The following is a 17,254-nucleotide window of genomic DNA, read 5'->3' on the forward strand; positions in this document are numbered from 1 at the left end:
GTCAGAAAAATTGTATTTTTACCCACGAAAAGATTTACAATTTGTATCTCACAAATAAAATCTTGTTTCCTACATAGACCAAAAAAGGTAAAAGAATTTTAAATATCTTTGAATCATGAGCACAGTAAAACCAAAACATATAGGCAGAAACATAAGCCGAATTAGAGAACTGAGAGATATGAAGCAGGAAGCGCTTGCTATTGCAATTGGCACAAACCAGCAATCTATCTCGATTATTGAAGGAAGTGAAAGTGTTGATGAAGAAAAACTAAAGAAAATTGCTCAAGCCTTAGGAGTTCCTGTTGAAGTAATTAGAAACTTTTCTGAAGAAGCTGTTTTTAACATTATGGGGAATACATATGATAATGGTTCTTCTTCTGTAAATCATGGTTGCACATTTAATCCCTTAGATAAACTTATTGAATCGTATGAAGAGAATAAAAAACTTTACCAACAGTTAATTCAAGCTGAAAAAGAGAAAGTGGCTCTTTTGGAAAAGTTACTTGATAAGAAATAGAAAATTATTTTTATAAAAGAAAAAACCGAAGTTTTGAAATTTCAAAGCTTCGGTTTTTTTTATGCTCATGTTTTTTTGTCATTCTGAGGAACGAAGACACGAGCGATAGCAAACTGGCGAAGTAATCACACTAGAAATTCTACAATCAAAATCGCCAATCTTTATCGAGTTCCGAGTGTGATTCTTCGTTCCTCAGAATGACAAACTTTGTGTTTATCAATCTTTGTAGAGTTACTTGCGGAGATTTCTCCTTCGTCGAAATGACAAGATTGTGGTTAATTACAAATTTGAAAAGAAAAAATCTACAGAATCTGCTAAATCCGCGTGAAACAAAACCGCTAATTTTTGTGGAATTTCGAGTGTGATCTCTCTTCGTCGAGATGACAAAACTGTGTGTATACAAATCTTTGTAGAGTTACTTATGGAGATTTCTCGTTCCTCGAAATGACAAGATTGGGTAAATACTTTGCGCTTAGCTACTTTGTAAGATTATTTCGTTACTGTTTAAAGAAATACTTTGTGCAGATCCTTCGACTTCGCTCAGGAAGACAAAACAGAACTTATACTTTGTGTTCTTTGCAACAAAAAAACTTTGTGACTTCGCATCTTTGCGAGCAAAAATCTCTTGCGCACTTTGCGTCAACCTTAGCGTTCTTTGCGTTAAAAAAACTTCACACCTTAGCGCCTTCCTGGCAAACCCCAAAAACAAATAAGAAAACTTTAATAAATCTGCTATACGCCACTAATTCAAAAATTAGTAATTTTGAAATTCGAAGTTCAAAAACGAAATAATTATGAAATATCATCAAATAAACAGTGGTCTTTTTGTAAAAAACCGCAAAAAGTTCATGGCAGAAATGAAACCAAATTCTGTTGCCGTGTTCAATTCAAATGACATTTACCCAGTTAGTGCCGATAGTACTTTACCTTTTGCTCAACATAGAGATATTTTTTATCTAAGTGGTGTTGACCAAGAAGAAAGCGTTTTGCTTTTATTTCCAGATGCGCCTTATGAAAGTCAGAGAGAAATTCTTTTCTTGAGAGAAACAAATGATCATATCGCAGTTTGGGAAGGTGAAAAATTGACTAAAGAACGTGCTTTTCAGGTTTCAGGAATTAGAACAGTTTATTGGTTACAGGATTTTCATAAAGTTTTGAACGAAATGATGACGTATGCCGATACGATGTACATCAATACAAACGAACATTACCGCGCTTCTGTTGAAACAGAAACCCGCGAAGCTCGTTTTGTGAAATGGTGGAAAGAGCGTTATCCAGCACATAATGTTGCAAAAAGCAACCCAATTTTACAAAGACTTCGTTCTGTAAAAGAAAGCGAAGAAATCGATTTGATTCAGCATGCTTGTGATATTACAGAAAAAGGTTTCCGCAGATTATTAGGATTCGTAAAACCAAATGTTACAGAATATGAAATCGAAGCTGAGTTAGCGCACGAATTTATCCGTAACCGTTCTAAAGGTTTTGCTTATACGCCAATTATTGCTTCTGGAAACAATGCAAATGTTTTACATTACATCGAAAACAATCAGCAATGTAAAGACGGAGATTTGATTTTGTTAGATGTTGCAGCTGAATATGCAAATTATTCAAGCGACATGACGAGAACAATTCCAGTTTCTGGACGTTTTACAGATCGTCAGAAAGCGGTTTATAATGCTGTTTTAAGAGTGAAAAACGAAGCGGCAAAAATGCTTACGCCTGGAACGCTTTGGAAACAATATCATATTGAAGTGGGTAAAATCATGACTTCTGAATTACTTGGTTTAGGTTTAATAGACAAAGCCGATGTTCAGAACGAAAATCCAGAATGGCCTGCTTACAAAAAATATTTCATGCATGGAACTTCTCACCACTTAGGACTTGACACGCACGATTACGGATTGCTTCACGAACCAATGAAAGCGAATATGGTTTTCACGGTTGAGCCAGGAATTTACATTCCAGCAGAAAAATTCGGAATCCGTTTAGAAGACAACGTTGTGATTCAAGAAAAAGGAGAACCTTTCAACTTAATGCGCAACATTCCTGTTGAAGTCGATGAGATTGAGACTTTGATGAATGAATAGATAAACAAGAGGCTGTCCAATATTTTTCGGACAGCCTCTTCTCTTTTAATTTTATTAAGCCCCAGCGGGGCAAAATATTTATAGACATTCAATCATATTGATATAAAAAAGCTCCAGCGGATCAAAATATAATAACATGGAAAAAAATCATATGTCGCTCCGCTGGAGCTTTTATGTCGGCAATACATAAAATTTCTATAGATATTTCGCTTCTCCGAAGCTGATCTTCCGAAACAAAAGAAACTGAAATTCTATGAACTTTGGAAAGTGATATCTTAAACCAATAAAAAAGCCCTTAATATAAAATATTAAGGGCTTTTTAAATTATAATAAATCGGTTAATTATCCGATTTTTGAGATTTGTACATCCAATTGGAATTTACCGTCAGCTTCATTTCCGTTGATTAGATCAAAAAGTTCTAAAGCTCTTCTCGCGTTTTTCTCTTCTTCTCTTTGCTCAGCTACATACCACATCATAAAATCTTCTGTAGCGTAGTCATTTTCAGCTCTACATTTTGCAATTACTTTATTAATTGCTTGAGTAACTGCAATTTCATTTTGCAAAGCAATTTCAAATACTTCTTTAAAAGAAGCAAATTCTTGCTGCACTTCTGGAACAGATGGCGTAATTGCAATCCCTCCCATATCTGTAATGAATTTGAAAATTTTCAGAAAATGCTCTCTTTCTTCTTCAGCTTGCTTATACAAATACGATGCTGTATTAGCATAACCATTTCTATCCAACCATGCAGCCATAGCTAAATATTTGTTAGAAGCGTCACTTTCTAATTTTGCTTGTAAATTCAATATATTTTCTACACCTTCAACTAATGAAGTACGTGTTCTTAGTAAATCTTTCATGGCCTTTAATTTTTATACGTGTAAAATTACAAAAATTAAAGAAGCCGATCGTAACCCCTTGAAAATTTGGATTTAATCTAAGTAAGAATCTAAATAAGCTCTACGTTTACCATATTGCAAAGCATAGAATGCAAGTTGAGGGTAAATTTTGTTCCGTTTAATAAATCTCTTAACTGAACGATTTCGCAGATCGTAAGATTTCTGGAAAAATTTCTTTTGGTAGTTTCAATCAGCTGTGCATCTGATTGGTCAGATAAGTCATAAAGCATATCAAGAATATCAACGCTATTAACCTTTCTTTGAAAAATCAAAAAATCATGAATTTTATAACTTGACACAGTATCAATAAAATTGATAATTATACTATTGGTCAAATCACATTGGTAACTATATCCTTTTTCGGTTTCAAATAATACTTTGGTGGTCAAATCGCTAACTAATGCCATTCTGATAAAAATTATTACGGTGCAAAAATATATAATTTGAAACAATTAAACACATAATTAAGACTAATTTAAAATAACAAAATGATATAATGTTCTTAAAAACAGCTCAAGTCTATCAAAACTGTAACATTCTACAACATTATTAGTCTAATTTTAAAAACAAATAACTAAGAAATCATGCAAGCACACGAAATAGATTATCAGATTTTTGGAGAAGAAATGCAGTATGTGGAAATAGAATTGGATCCACAGGAAATTGTAATTGCCGAAGCTGGCAGCTTTATGATGATGGAAAACAATATCCAGATGGAAACTATATTTGGAGACGGTTCGCAACAACAAGGTTCAGGTTTGTTTGGCAAACTTTTAAATGCAGGTAAAAGAGTTCTTACTGGCGAAAGCTTGTTTATGACTGCATTTTTAAACCAAGGCAATACTAAAAGCAAAGTTTCATTTGCATCACCTTATCCTGGAAAAATTCTTCCAATTGATTTAACTCAATTTCAAGGTAAATTTATCTGTCAAAAAAGTTCTTTTTTATGCGCTGCCAAAGGTGTTTCTGTTGGAATTGAATTTTCTCAGAAACTAGGTCGCGGTTTATTTGGCGGTGAAGGTTTTATCATGCAGAAAATTGAAGGAGATGGAATGGCATTTGTACATTCTGGAGGAACAATGGCTAAAAAAGAGTTAGCTCCTGGCGAAGTCCTAAAAGTAGATACTGGATGCATTATTGGTTTTACCAAAGATGTCGATTATGATATTGAATTTATTGGCGGTATTAAGAATTCCATTTTTGGTGGCGAAGGTTTATTTTATGCCACTTTAAAAGGTCCGGGAACAGTTTTTATACAATCGTTACCTTTTTCTAGATTAGCAGATCGCATTATTGCATCGGCACCAAGGTCTGGCGGAAACAGTCGTGACGAAGGAAGTCTGCTTGGCGGATTAGGAAATCTTTTAGATGGCGATAATCGATTTTAATTTATAGAAATGGCTTTCAGAAATGGAAGCCATTTTTTATTATTTCACAAAGCAAACAATGTTATAAATAATTTTATGACTGTTTTAAAGATTTCCCAATTAAATCAAGACATCGCGATATTTTACTTCAGCTTTCTTAACTTTGCATTTCAAAACAAAAATCTTTCATTTTGAAAACGCTTTTATATAAAAATACCAAAATATCATACTCCGATTCGGGAACTGGAAACGCAATTGTTTTGCTTCACGGCTTTTTGGAAAACAAAAAAATGTGGAAAGAATATGTTGATTTTTTTGCAGAAAAATATCGTGTCATAACAATCGATTTATTAGGTCACGGCGAAACAGATTGTTTGGGTTATGTTCATAAAATGGAAGATAATGCCGATGTAGTGAACGAGGTTTTGGAACATTTAAAAATTGGAAAAGCCATAATTCTTGGACATTCAATGGGCGGTTATGTTGGTTTGGCTTTCGCTGAATTATACCCAGAAAAAATTCAAAAGTTAGTTTTACTGAATTCAACTTCTAAAGAAGACAGCGAAGAGAAAAAATTAAATAGAACTCGTGCAATTAAAGCGGTAAAACAAAACTATGTAAGCTTTGTAAGTTTAGCAATTGCAAATTTGTTTAGCGAAAACAACAGAACTCGATTGGCAGAAGAAATCGAAAAAGTAAAAGCCGAAGCTTTAAAAACACCTTTACAAGGAATCGTCGCTTCTTTGGAAGGAATGAAAATCAGAAAAGACAGAGAAGAATTGGTGCGCAAGAATTTATTTCCAATTCTTTTGATTCTAGGAAAAAAAGATCCTGTTTTAAACTACGAAGAAAGTCTTTCGCAAATCGAAGACACAACCGCAGAACTGGTTTCTTTTGAGGACGGCCATATGAGCCAAATCGAAAACAAAGAAGCTTTAAAAACAATTTTACTAGACTTCTTCGAATAAAATCCAAATACTATAAGATCAAAAAAGGCCATTTCTAACCGAGGTTGAAATAGCCTTTTTCTCATTCTTGGGGGCAAAATATCATTATAACTTTGAAGTAATATCTTTTTTGTATTTAGATAAAGTCGCTCTTGTTAAACCAAGATTTGCCTTTGTAGAGTCTACAGCTAAGTAGATAAAGTATCTTCCATCTTCAGAAACATCAATAATATGAATCTGATCTGTAAGAGTAATTAAAATATCATTAATTTTTTGATTTAATCCTAAAGCTCTAAGTGCGTTTAATTTAGCTTTTACAACTTCTAAATTATAAGCCGAAGCCAATTCTGGATCAAAATCAGATTTTACTGTTAGAGAGCAGTAAGACATTCCTGTTTCAACTTCTGTAACCGAAACAGCGATAAATCCGTTAACATTCTCTTTTAAATCGTTTTGAAAATTTTGTAAAAAATCTGACATGTGTATTAAATTTTTGGTTTTAAATTAGTTGTTAAAAATAGAATCCATTTTTCTCAGCAATAGACCCATTTTGCTTAAATCTTTAGAAAGCAACGCGATGCAATTATCATCTTGATTTTTGCTTGCCACAACAATTCCGTCATTGTTCTTAATCATTACTTGTTTAAGATCTCCGTTGTTAACGTCTTCCGACATTTCAAGGCACATCTTTAAGATCATTCCGATCATTGCTGCAACATTCCCGTCGTATTCTAAATTAACAGACTCGTTTAAGATTCCATCAATATTAAAACTAAGTCCAGACTCTGCGCCAGTCTCTTCTACTAGTGTTTGTAAATCAATCATATACTTTTCTTTGTCATGTTTTTGGAAGCGTCAAAGATATTTCAATATTGGCAATTGTGCGATAAACACTTGTTAAAAAAAAGTGTAGTATAACGTACTGACTCACTTTTGTTTATCACTTAATTAATCCTATTTTTTTGCGTAAAATGTTTAAAAAAAAATAACATAAAAAACATATTATATTAAAATCATAACATTTCGATTGATAAAATTCATTTCTAAGGCTAACGTTTACAAATTGTTGTATTAGGCAAAAGTTTTTCTATAGATTTGCAAAAAATTTATTCAAATGAAAACTGTTGACGAATTACGCTTTGACTTAAATGTAAAACTGGAAAAGTTTAGAAGATTTCGTATTGAAAACGGACACATTAATAATAAGGCTTCTGGAGAAAAATCTAAAAAAGGTTTCTTCAAAAAAATATTCAGCTAAAAGCACCTTAAAAAATAGCCGAACTTCTTCAAAAAAGTTCGGCTATATTATTATAGATCTCTAGCGTTTTTCGCAACTAAAAAGCACATTTTGTTTATCAATAGAGAATTAAAACTATCTCAAAATTCAAAAAGAAATCCAGAAGAAATTCGTTTTAAAAGAGATACTGAATTGATTTAAAATCGTGATTATACTTTTTCCTCAAAGGGAATGTTTACATCAAAAATTTCGCCCAGCAAATTGGCGATTTCTTCTAAATAAGAATTCAAAATTTGAGATGTTACAATTACATCTAAATCTTTTTCTTCTTTAAAACCAAAAGGTAAAAATCCTGATTTTAAATTTTTGAATGAAATAATGCCAACTTCCATAGGAAGTCCTCCTGCTTCTTTTTCAAACATGAAAGCATACGCCAAAACCTGAATGATTTTATCATTTTTAAGCTCTTGCGTTAACCCATTCCATGTTTTCAATACCACATTCGCCTTTTCTACTTTTCCTGTCTTATAATCAATAATTCGGATTTTACCATCTCGTCGTTCAATACGATCGACATTTCCTTTAATTAAAACAGGAAATGGCAATTTTGGATGAACAAATTCTCGCTCAAAAGTTTGCTCCAAAGCAATAATCTGAATCGCTTCATTATTTCGAACCGACTCCAATTCCATTTTCAGAAAATTCGAGACATTTCTTTTTGCAACTTCAAAAGCCAAAAGGTTTCGTCCTTTTTTGATTTCACCTTCTTTATAAACCAATTTAAATTGCTTCAGAACTTCATCGTCCAGCAATTTAAAACAATTTAAAAGATCGTTTTCTGAAATAAATTTCCCGATAAAAGGATCATAAAGCGCTTTAAGCGTTTCGTGAATAATAGTTCCCAAAGTATTCAAAGCAATATTTTCTTCTACTTCTTCCACTTCACGAATTCTCAATATTTTCTGAAAATAAAATTCAATCGGATTCCGAATATAACTCGTCAAAGCAGAAGGCGAAAAACCAACTGTCGCGATTTCCTTTAAACGTTCCATCACCAATTCAGATTTAGGGACAGAAATTGGTTCGTATGCTGTATTAGGAAGCTCTGGATTGTAAATATCGAAAGTAATATTATGTCTTATTTTTTTCTCAACTTCCAACTGAGTTATAAAACGGCTTCTTTCGCCTGCATCGAGTCCGTCATTTTCAGTATTGTAAATTAAGTATATGTTTTTTGCTCTTTGAAGCAGATGATAAAAGTGATAAGTATAAATCGCATCTTTTTCCTTGAAAGTTGGAAGCCCTAACTCGCGTTTTACATCATAAGGAATAAATGAATTCTGAGATTTTCCAGCAGGAAATTTCCCTTCATTCATAGAAGTTATTATAACTGTTTCGAAATCCAAAACACGGCTTTCCAAAACTCCCATAATCTGCAAACCTCTTAAAGGCTCTCCTTCAAAAGAAACTTCAGCTAAATCTATAATTTGCTTATAAATCGCATGAAGCGTATCAATATTATCGATGTGATGATGTTTGGAATAGTAATTTATAAGTTTATTGATTACTTTAAAAACACCATAAACAAAAGCTTTTGCAATTTTTTCTTCTTCATTATCATTACTAAAATGCTCTTTAATAGTGATTAATAAAGTAGAAATATTTTTTAAAACCGCAACCGAACCGTTTTCCCACTTCTCAAATAACAGATTAAAAAACGGAGAAGGTTCTGGATGAAGTTCCAAAATTTTATTGTGAGTGATAAACGTATAATTATTCTCTTTAATAATTTTTACAAGTTTTTGCGCATTCGCGTAAGGCTCAACTAATGGATGCGTTAAAATATCAAGCACATCTTTATAATAAAAAACATAGCTTCCGCCTTTTCGAGAAAGTGCATTCGTATGCATTTTGAACAACTTAGCAACAAAAATTTGCGACGGATTATTCTTTCCTGAATATCCCATCGTAATATTTAAAGCTCCAACCGAGGAAGGAAGCGAATATAAAACCGGAACCAATAAATTCTCCTCACCAAGAACTACCGCAACTTTATCTAGAGAAGCATTAGGGTTTTGATCAATTAAATCTTCAATAATGCTTCCTGCTAGTTTTGCTTGTCCGATTGTTTTTGGGGTTCCAATAATTTGAATATTCTTTGACTGCGAAAAATCATCAACAATCCACTCAAAAGTATTTGCTTTATAATGTTTCCAACTTTCTTTAAAACGTCTTAAAAAAAGTCCCGCATCATGATACGGATCATTTAAAAAAGCCTGGTCAGCATCCCAATAAATTTTAGCCTGATCAAGAGCAAGCAAATGCTGAACGATTTTTTCTTCTGCTGCATTCAAAGCATTGAATCCTGCAAAAATGAAAGTGCGTTTTTTAATCGTATTTGAAAAATGATTCAAGTTGTTTACTGCCTCTCTATAAATTAAACCTTGGTAACCAATTGATTTAAACAACAAATGATTATATAATGATTCATAATACAGAGGAAGTAATTTCCAGAAATCAATATAATTTTCCAGAAGTTTTGTTTTCTGATCAACTTCAAGTCCCCATCTTTTTATGTCTTCTATATCTTTCAAATAAGATAAAACATGTGATGGATCTAAAAGATACCTGTCAATTTCATTAAAGTCCTGTAAAAGAGTTTTAGCCCAATTTGCAAATAGTTCAAAAGACTGCTGATTCTTTTTTTCTGTAATCGATAAATAAACTTCATAGAATTCGAACAAAAGTTCGATAGAATCTATTGAACGAATTGAAGCAACATCCTGAACAAAATCTTCAATACTTGTAATCTCAGGCGCAATAATAGTTTTTGAAGTCTCTTTTTTAAGAGCTTCAATTAAAAAGACTTTTGCCCTTTTATTAGGAAGTATTATTGTTATTTCAGAAAGTTTATCTGCAAAATCCTGAATTACAACAGAAGCAATTTTTTGAAGAAAAGAAGTATTTACCATATGATAAAAATAAAAAAAGCCATTCAATTAAGAATGGCTTTTCATATTTATTTAAAAACTGAATTATAGTTTTCCTTGGTATTTAGAACCAATGTGTCTAATTTCAGTTCTTCTGTTTTGAGCTTTACCTGCAGCAGTTTTGTTACTTGCAACTGGTTGGCTAGAACCAAATCCTTTAGACTCTAAGTTCTCTGGGTTTACACCTCTTTGAACTAATGCATCCAATACAGCTTTAGCTCTATCTTCAGAAAGTTTTTGGTTTACTTTAGCAGAACCTGTACTATCTGTGTGTCCTTCGATAGAGAATTTCGCGTTTGGATAGTTTTTAAGGATTTCTTTAATAGCATCTAATCTAGCTTGAGTTTCTTTATCTCCTGTTTTGAAAGTAGCTTTTCCTGAGTTAAAGTATACCGCTCTAGCTTGAACTTTAAGATCTTCTAACGCCTCAGAAGTTACTTCTGGACATCCTCTGTTACTAGCAGGACCAGCAACTGTAGGACAGTCGTCATCTTTGTCAGCAACACCGTCTTTATCAGCATCTAAGAATGGGCAACCACCGTTTTCTTTAGGACCAGCAACTGTAGGACATTTATCGTCTTTATCAGCAATTCCGTCTCCGTCAGTATCAGGACAACCTTTTAAAGCAGCTAAACCAGCAACATCTGGACAAGCATCATCTTTATCAGCAATTCCGTCTCCATCAGTATCAGGACATCCGTTTAATGCAGCTAAACCAAATACATCTGGACAAGCGTCAGAAGCATCAACGATTCCGTCACCGTCAGTATCAGGACATCCGTTGAATTGTTTTAAACCAGCAACATCTGGACAAGCATCATCTTTGTCATAGATTCCGTCTCCGTCAGTATCTTTACCTCCGAATTTGAAAACTAAACCTGCAGTGTGTTGGAAGTGAGATGGAGCATCTGGAGCACCATTTGCATCTTCTCTATCTCCACTAACTGACCATTTGTATCTTGTAGCAAGCTCAAGACCAATAGCATCTGTAAACCAGAAAGTAACACCAGCACCTGGGTTAACAGTTCCGTAGCTGCTATCTCCGAAGAAAGTGTAACCTCCACCAACAGATAACGAAGGATCAACTACTTTAGATTTGATCAATTCTTGGAAGCTATATTTTACCGTAGCATCAATTCCGTAGTACATTAAGTCCCCAGGATTTGTTACGATCATACCTCTTCCATCATGACCTGCTGCATTTGGTGCAAAAACAACATATTTGTCGATTTTGTTTACAGATCCTTGTAAACCTACAGAGAAACCATGCCCTACATATCTAGATACTCCAATGTAAGATAAAGAAGGAAGAATATTCCAGTTATCCTTTACAGCGAATGGCTGAGAAAAGTGTGCAGGAAAAAAGTCAACATGTTCTGGACTTGCACTAGTCCTTGTATCCACAGCATTAACCCCGAAAGAGATCGCCCATGGATTGTTACTGTCTTGCGCGTGAGAACTTAAACCCATCGCCATCAATACAGCAACTAAAAGTTTGTTAAGATGTTTCATACTTAATTTTTTTAATTACAATTTAGTTAATTACAAGCAAAAGTAACACCAAATTTTTTAAATACAAAATGAAATGTTAAAAAAAACCTACAAAAATTTAACCAAAGTGGTAATTATATAACTTTTAACATTTTACCGACAACTGAGAAGGCATTTATTGCCTTGTCAAGGTGCTCTTTTTCATGCGCTGCAGACAGCTGGACACGAATTCTTGCCTTTTCTTTTGGAACTACTGGGAAGAAAAAGCCAATAACATAAATTCCTTGCTTCAAAAGTTCGTTTGCCATAGTTTGAGATAATTTGGCATCATATAACATAACAGGAACAATTGCAGAATCTCCATCAATAATATCAAAACCTGCTTTTTTCATTCCTTCTTTAAAGTAATTAGTATTCCATTCTAATTTATCTCGAAGTGTTGTATCTTTTTCTAATAGCTCAAAAACCTTTATTGAAGCTCCAACAATTGCAGGTGCTAATGAATTTGAAAACAAATAAGGTCTAGATCTTTGGCGTAATAATTCAATTATTTCTTTTTTTGCAGTAGTATATCCTCCCATTGCGCCACCTAAAGCTTTACCAAGGGTCCCTGTAATAATATCTACTCTTCCCATAACTTTTTTCGCTTCAAGAGTTCCTTTTCCTGTTGCGCCAATAAAACCAGCAGCATGGCATTCGTCTACCATAACCATTGCATCATATTTATCAGCTAAGTCACAAATTTTGTCTAATGGCGCTACAAGTCCATCCATTGAAAAAACACCATCGGTCACAATTAATTTAAAACGTGCCCCAGCTTCATTTGCCTTAATCAACTGCTGTTCCAGCTCTTCCATATTATTGTTCTCATAACGATAACGAGCCGCTTTACACAAACGAACTCCATCAATAATAGAAGCGTGATTTAAACTATCTGAAATAATTGCATCATTCTCACCAAGCAAAGGTTCAAAAACACCTCCGTTAGCATCAAAAGCTGCAGCATATAATATAGTGTCTTCTGTACCATAAAAATCTGCAATCTTTTTTTCTAATGTTTTATGAATATCTTGCGTCCCGCAGATGAAACGAACCGATGACATTCCGAAACCATGTGTGTCCATTGCGTCTTTAGCCGCCTGCACCACTTCTGGATGCGACGAAAGTCCTAAATAATTATTAGCACAAAAATTCAAAACTGTTTCTCCAGTCGAAATTGTAATTTCTGCACCTTGAGGAGAAGTAATGATACGCTCCTTTTTGAAAATTCCATTTTCTTCGATTGTCTGCAGCTCACTTTGCAGATACTCCTTAATTTTACCGTACATTTTTCTATTTATTTAAAACGTTAAAAATTAACAACTTAACAAAAATAAAGCTTCGTTATTTCTTTAACATCTGATTAATTTTTTCACAAATTTACCACTTCAATTTCTGCTCCAATATACACCAATGCTTTTTTTAACACTTTGTATCCTAAATCTTCAATTGCATCTTGATATTCCTGAATTTGCTGTTGGTATTTAGCATTTACAGCTCCTGTTTTATAATCCAGCAAATAAGCTTGTTTATTTTCTAAAAACACAACTCGGTCTGGTTTTAAAATTCTTCCTTCCTTCTGAACAATTGTTTGCTCATTTAGAACAGTATCTTTCCCATTAAAACAGACATCCAATTCTGGATGATTTACTATTTCCCTTAAAGTCTGAAGCACCTGCTCTACTTGATCAAAAGTTATTAATCCATTTTCAAGTGATTTTGTTACTGCTAAATCGATATCCGATTTATCTTTAACAAAAGCCAAAATCTCATGCACAATATTTCCGTACGAAATTGCTTCCTGCTGATGAGTTCCCCACATTAAAGCTTCGCGCTGTGCTATTTTAATATTCTTTGGATTCAAAACTTCTCTCACAATCGGAATTGATTTGACTAAATTGACTGTTTCAGAAAGTTTCGAAAGTCTCATTTTATTTCCAAATTCGTAGTTTAATTTTTCTTCTTCATAAACCCCTTCATTAATTAAAAATTTAATAAAAAAGGAAGCCATATTATTTGGATATTCTCCATCATTTTTTGCTTTTAATGATTGAGAAATCACATAAAGTTGCTCTTCTGCACGAGTCAAAGCCACATATAACACATTTATATTATCTAAAAGCTCTTCTTGCTTTTTCAAATTAAAAACTGCCGAGGCATTTTCGCCAAATCCTTCAACTGCGCTACTATTATCTACCAGTGCTTTTGGAATTCCTAAATCAATTTCTTCTGTATCGAGCCAAAGTTTATCTTTTGGCTTCCTATTATAATCTTCGTCAGCAAAAGGCATAATTACAACTGGAAATTCTAATCCTTTTGATTTATGAATAGTCATAATTCGAACTGCATTGTTTCCTTCTGGTGACGGAATACTAAATTTCTCTGCATTTTTATCCCAGAAAACTAGAAAGTCTGCAACTCCAGATTGATTTCGGATATCTCTTTCTAAAACAATATCTAGAAAAAACTGAACATAAGCATTTCCTTCAGACGGAAGAATAAACTTAGAAATGACAACTTCTACCGCTTCATACAATGATTTTTTTCTAACATCTTCAAAAGAAAAAGAAACATCAAAAGTCAGAAGCCATTCTTCAAAATCTTTTTCAAATCTATGATTCATTCCCATTGCAATGAAATCATGAATAGGCATTGCCAAATCTTTGCTCGATGCTAGGAAATGTAAAAAATGTGCTTTCGATTCTAAATCTGCACTATTATTTAAGTATCTAAGAAGATGAACGATCAAACGAACTTCTGATGCATTTTGAATCATTAATGTTTCCGAAGACAAAAGAGGAATTCCTTGCTCGGTCAAATAATTAGCAATTGCAATTCCCTGATCTCTTTTTCTGGTAAGAATTACAATATCTTTATATTCAAAACCTTGTTTCACAACTTCCTGAATTGTGTTTAAAGTTGCTAAAACATACAAATCAGATTTTTCAACAACTTCTTCTTCATCTACAAATTCATTTTTATCTACGATTGGAAGAAATGATATATTTACATAACCACCTTTCTTCGAATTTGTGTTCTGAAAACTATGATTCTCATATAAGTCTTTATAATCTTCATTTGAAAATTCAGCCGAAATCAGTTTAAAAAAAGCATTATTAAACTCAATAACTTCGCTATAACTTCGATAATTAGTGTTTAAATGTTTGATTTGTTTGTCCGGATTATTAAACGGATTCACATCTTTACTCAATTCAATAAATTGTTCCGCTTTACCTCCGCGCCAGCGATAAATAGATTGTTTAGGATCGCCAACAATCATTAAAGTTCCTTTATTTCCTAAATCATCTAAACCCGAAAGTGAGTTATCTATTAAAGGAATCAAATTTTGCCATTGCATTTCTGAAGTATCCTGAAATTCATCAATGAAAAAATTACGATAACGCTCGCCCAAACGTTCATAAATAAAAGGTGCAGGCTGATTCTGAATTTCGCGATGAATAATTGCGTTGAATTCTGAAATGGATAAAATATTTTGTTCCGATTGAATTTTTGCAAGTTCATTACTTACTGTATTCAATAAAGAAAGTGGTGTAATATTTTTCAAAAAGGCTTTATAAAAATCTCTTTTTTCAAAGTTTTGATAAACCTCTTTTAATATTTGAAGTAATTCTGGAATAATATTTTCAATTAACGCTCGGTCTTTTGCCGTTTTGTTAATCGCAATATCATCGAATTCATGGAATGTTTTATTTTTTGGATTGAATTTTCCGCTTCGAATGCTTTCTAAATGATTTGGAAAAGTTCCTCTTGAAAATGATTTTGGATCAATTCCGTTTTTATCAATCAATTCAATCGCTTTGGATGCAAAACCCTCATTGGTTTCTTCAAGCCCTTTACAAAGTACTTGCATTTTTGTTTTAATTTCAACAAACTCTCCGATAGTTTTGTCTTGAAAATGCAGAATTTCGTTTCGATTGTTTTCATTCAAAACCAATCTTCCAGTATCAAGAATCTCACGCGAAATATCCCAACTTTTGTCATCATCGGTTTTTTCCATAGTGAAATCGATGAGCAGTTTGGTTAATGTTTCATCTTCTCCAGCTTGCGCAATAATTGCATCAACTGCTTCGACCAACAAATTTTCGGTATCCAGAGTGACTTCAAAAGTCATTGGAAGATTTAAATCGTGTGCAAAAGCACGAATAACTTTGTGGGTAAATTTATCAATTGTCGAAATATCAAAAGCAGCGTAATTATGAATTAAGTGCTTAATAATCTGTTGCGATTTGGTTTTGATTTTAATGATCGAAAGTCCTGTATCGCGTGACAGATCCTCCATTAAATCAGCCGCTTTTGGAGACGGATCATCTTTTGCGAATTCAGAAAGATTTCCAACAATACGGCTTTTCATTTCATGAACTGCTTTGTTGGTAAAAGTGATTGCTAAGATATTTCGATATGCATCGTTTTTTGGAGAAGAAAGAATAATTTTTAAATATTCTTTTACCAATGTATATGTCTTTCCTGATCCTGCAGAAGCATCATAAATGGAGAAAGACGGACTTTGCATAGTTTGATTTTTTGTATCGTAAAAATAACACAAAATATTCAACCCTCAATAATGAAAAATTCCAAATTCCAATATCTGTCTGTTGCGAATGCCTTAAATATTGGAATTTGGAATTTTGAAAATTTTGGATTTTTTAAATTTATCCGTGTTTTGGAAAAGCTCTTTTATTAAAAACCAAAAGTATTCCTACTCCTGTAGAGATTGCTACATCGGCAACATTAAAGATAGCATTGAAAAAAGCAAAATGTTTTCCGCCAACCATTGGAAGCCATTCCGGAAGATTTCCTTCCCATATTGGAAAATAAAACATATCTACCACCAAACCATGAAACCAAGTTCCATAAGGCGCAGGTGAAAAAAGAGTTGCTAAGTTATGTGTGCTGTCATCAAAAATAACTCCGTAAAAAACAGAATCAATAATATTTCCTGCCGCTCCTGCAAAGATTAATGCAATTGCTACAACTAAATAAGTCGAGTGACGCTTTTTTATAGAATCAGAAAGCCACCAGCCAATTCCGAAAACAGCAACAATTCTAAATACAGTCAAAATTAATTTTCCGTATTCACCTGGTATTTTTGTTCCCCAAGCCATTCCTTCATTTTCAATAAAATGAATTCTAAACCAATCAAAAATTACCACTTCTTCACCAAGAATGAAATTTGTTTTGACATAGATTTTAGAAAGTTGATCAACAATTAAAACTAAGAATATAAGGAAATACGCTTTTCGTAATGACATTTTATGATTTTTTGATGGGCAAAAATAACAATTTAATCAAAAAAAACGCTCCTTAAGGAGCGTTAATTGTTTTCTAATAAACTAAAGAAGGTCGAAATGCTAATCTAAACCCGATAAAGTTTATTTTTTTACAGGAGCATTCGCTGGTGTTTTTGGACTGTCGGAGAAAAAATCTGAAAGAGACTTAAATATTCCTTTGCTCTCTTTTCCGGCAGCCAATTTCTTTGCTTCGCCCTTCTTTACATCTGCTTTAAACTTAACACGCAGTTTTTCAAATTCTTTCATTCTGCGCTCTACGTCAGAGTTTATTTCTTTGAATTTCAATACTTTAGCCATAATGTAAGTTTTTTATAGTAAATAATTTAAATTATTAATGATTTGGTACTACAATGATACATAATTTAATTTA

At 33.0% G+C, this 17,254-nt stretch carries 15 protein-coding genes and 1 pseudogene; 6 read left to right on the forward strand and 10 right to left on the reverse strand.

What is annotated here, in order from left to right:
* Nucleotides 1-115 precede the first annotated feature (115 nt).
* The gene (locus DM444_RS12780) at nt 116-517 is read left to right on the forward strand and encodes a helix-turn-helix domain-containing protein (RefSeq protein WP_111287212.1); all 402 of its coding nucleotides are present in this window, start codon (nt 116-118) and stop codon (nt 515-517) included.
* 794 nt (nt 518-1,311) lie between these two features.
* The gene (locus tag DM444_RS12790) at nt 1,312-2,604 is read left to right on the forward strand and encodes an aminopeptidase P family protein (RefSeq protein WP_111287216.1); all 1,293 of its coding nucleotides are present in this window, start codon (nt 1,312-1,314) and stop codon (nt 2,602-2,604) included.
* 342 nt (nt 2,605-2,946) lie between these two features.
* On the opposite strand, the gene DM444_RS12795 is transcribed toward DM444_RS12790, so the two are convergent.
* Both DM444_RS12795 and DM444_RS12800 read right to left on the reverse strand, forming a co-directional pair.
* Entirely contained in the window at nt 2,947-3,465 is a 519-nt protein-coding gene (locus DM444_RS12795; RefSeq protein WP_095928386.1) for a ferritin, read from the reverse strand.
* An 89-nt stretch (nt 3,466-3,554) separates the two neighbouring features.
* Nucleotides 3,555-3,911 carry a hypothetical protein gene (locus tag DM444_RS12800; protein ID WP_111287218.1) on the reverse strand — a complete coding sequence of 119 codons (357 nt, stop codon included), beginning with the start codon at nt 3,909-3,911 and terminating at the stop codon, nt 3,555-3,557.
* A 177-nt stretch (nt 3,912-4,088) separates the two neighbouring features.
* Between DM444_RS12800 and DM444_RS12805 the strand changes: the two genes are divergently transcribed.
* From DM444_RS12805 to DM444_RS24105, 3 genes and pseudogenes are all read left to right on the forward strand, one after another.
* Nucleotides 4,089-4,892 (forward strand): TIGR00266 family protein, encoded by an 804-nt coding sequence (locus tag DM444_RS12805; RefSeq protein ID WP_095928388.1) that lies wholly within the window; start codon nt 4,089-4,091, stop codon nt 4,890-4,892.
* A gap of 170 nt (nt 4,893-5,062) precedes the next feature.
* Entirely contained in the window at nt 5,063-5,839 is a 777-nt protein-coding gene (locus DM444_RS12810; RefSeq protein ID WP_111287220.1) for an alpha/beta fold hydrolase, read from the forward strand.
* Nucleotides 5,812-5,877, forward strand: a pseudogene (locus tag DM444_RS24105) (hypothetical protein); the annotation flags it as partial. The gene DM444_RS12810 and the pseudogene DM444_RS24105, both read left to right, overlap by 28 nt.
* A 46-nt stretch (nt 5,878-5,923) precedes the next feature.
* Here the strand turns inward: DM444_RS24105 and DM444_RS12815 are convergent.
* Nucleotides 5,924-6,298, reverse strand: coding sequence for a hypothetical protein (locus tag DM444_RS12815; RefSeq protein WP_095928390.1), 375 nt, complete (start codon nt 6,296-6,298; stop codon nt 5,924-5,926).
* Nucleotides 6,299-6,322: 24 nt separating this feature from the next.
* A complete protein-coding gene (locus tag DM444_RS12820) occupies nt 6,323-6,643 on the reverse strand; it encodes a roadblock/LC7 domain-containing protein (protein WP_095928511.1) in 321 nt (106 codons plus the stop codon).
* Between the two features lie 289 nt (nt 6,644-6,932).
* Between DM444_RS12820 and DM444_RS23635 the strand changes: the two genes are divergently transcribed.
* Complete coding sequence (locus tag DM444_RS23635) at nt 6,933-7,076, forward strand: hypothetical protein (protein WP_162614963.1); 144 nt, start codon at nt 6,933-6,935, stop codon at nt 7,074-7,076.
* Nucleotides 7,077-7,264: 188 nt separating this feature from the next.
* On the opposite strand, the gene DM444_RS12825 is transcribed toward DM444_RS23635, so the two are convergent.
* The 6 genes from DM444_RS12825 to DM444_RS12850 form a co-directional block, all read right to left on the reverse strand.
* Nucleotides 7,265-10,027, reverse strand: a complete 2,763-nt coding sequence (locus tag DM444_RS12825) for a PD-(D/E)XK nuclease family protein (RefSeq protein WP_111287222.1) — start codon at nt 10,025-10,027, stop codon at nt 7,265-7,267.
* A 63-nt stretch (nt 10,028-10,090) separates the two neighbouring features.
* Nucleotides 10,091-11,557 carry an OmpA family protein gene (locus DM444_RS12830; RefSeq protein ID WP_111287224.1) on the reverse strand — a complete coding sequence of 489 codons (1,467 nt, stop codon included), beginning with the start codon at nt 11,555-11,557 and terminating at the stop codon, nt 10,091-10,093.
* Nucleotides 11,558-11,670: 113 nt separating this feature from the next.
* Nucleotides 11,671-12,864, reverse strand: a complete 1,194-nt coding sequence (kbl, locus tag DM444_RS12835; protein ID WP_111287227.1) for a glycine C-acetyltransferase — start codon at nt 12,862-12,864, stop codon at nt 11,671-11,673.
* Nucleotides 12,865-12,947: 83 nt separating this feature from the next.
* Complete coding sequence (locus DM444_RS12840) at nt 12,948-16,106, reverse strand: UvrD-helicase domain-containing protein (protein ID WP_111287229.1); 3,159 nt, start codon at nt 16,104-16,106, stop codon at nt 12,948-12,950.
* Nucleotides 16,107-16,245: 139 nt separating this feature from the next.
* Nucleotides 16,246-16,845, reverse strand: coding sequence for a lipoprotein signal peptidase (locus DM444_RS12845; RefSeq protein WP_111287231.1), 600 nt, complete (start codon nt 16,843-16,845; stop codon nt 16,246-16,248).
* A gap of 120 nt (nt 16,846-16,965) precedes the next feature.
* On the reverse strand, nt 16,966-17,181 hold the full coding sequence (locus DM444_RS12850) for a hypothetical protein (protein WP_111287233.1): 216 nt from the start codon (nt 17,179-17,181) through the stop codon (nt 16,966-16,968).
* Nucleotides 17,182-17,254 lie beyond the last annotated feature (73 nt).

This window comes from Flavobacterium ginsenosidimutans, from assembly GCF_003254625.1.
Lineage (GTDB): Bacteria > Bacteroidota > Bacteroidia > Flavobacteriales > Flavobacteriaceae > Flavobacterium > Flavobacterium ginsenosidimutans.